The organism is Vibrio ichthyoenteri ATCC 700023 (assembly GCF_000222605.1).
GTDB classification, from domain to species: domain Bacteria; phylum Pseudomonadota; class Gammaproteobacteria; order Enterobacterales; family Vibrionaceae; genus Vibrio; species Vibrio ichthyoenteri.
This window is the reverse complement of the sequence record NZ_AFWF01000124.1, coordinates 1-543: the sequence shown is the minus strand read 5'-3', so window position 1 is coordinate 543 and position 543 is coordinate 1. Positions and strand designations below refer to the sequence as shown.

Genomic DNA, 543 nt, shown 5'->3' with positions numbered 1-543 from the left:
TATAATTCTCGCCATTTATGACTGGGCATGACACGACTTTCATCTAACCACTCTTTCCATTGATGGCGAGGTAAATTAGATATAATTTCTTGGTTTGGCTTTATCAAATCCAAAGTAAACGCTTGAGATGGTCTATTAATTTGGTAATAAATCGCCCATGCAACAAACATAACCAGCAAAACGAAAACGAATCTACTAACACGCGGAAACACGTAGAAAAGCCTATAACGTAAAAGGGGCGCAATAGTACAACGGAACATTCCCCCATACAATCGTTTGCTATTCGATAAAAAAATAAAATAATTTATCGTACTTTTGTTGTTATTGTATGATATTAACTGGGATGTAAGGATAAATAATGGAGGCGCCTCCCGGAGTCGAACCGAGGTCCACGGATTTGCAATCCGCTGCATAGCCACTCTGCCAAGGCGCCATTATTTTTGACCAACTCTCAGAGCGAGAAATTGGAGCGACACATCGGGTTCGAACCGATGACCTCAACCTTGGCAAGGTTGCGCTCTACCAACTGAGCTAGTGTCGCAT

The 543-nt window shown here is 41.8% G+C and carries 2 tRNA genes; both read right to left on the bottom strand.

Features of this window, described 5'->3' with window-relative positions:
- Positions 1–359 precede the first annotated feature (359 nt).
- Positions 360–433: transfer RNA gene (locus RH85_RS10080), tRNA-Cys, on the bottom strand.
- A gap of 32 nt (positions 434–465) precedes the next feature.
- Positions 466–541 (bottom strand) — tRNA-Gly (locus tag RH85_RS10075).
- Positions 542–543 lie beyond the last annotated feature (2 nt).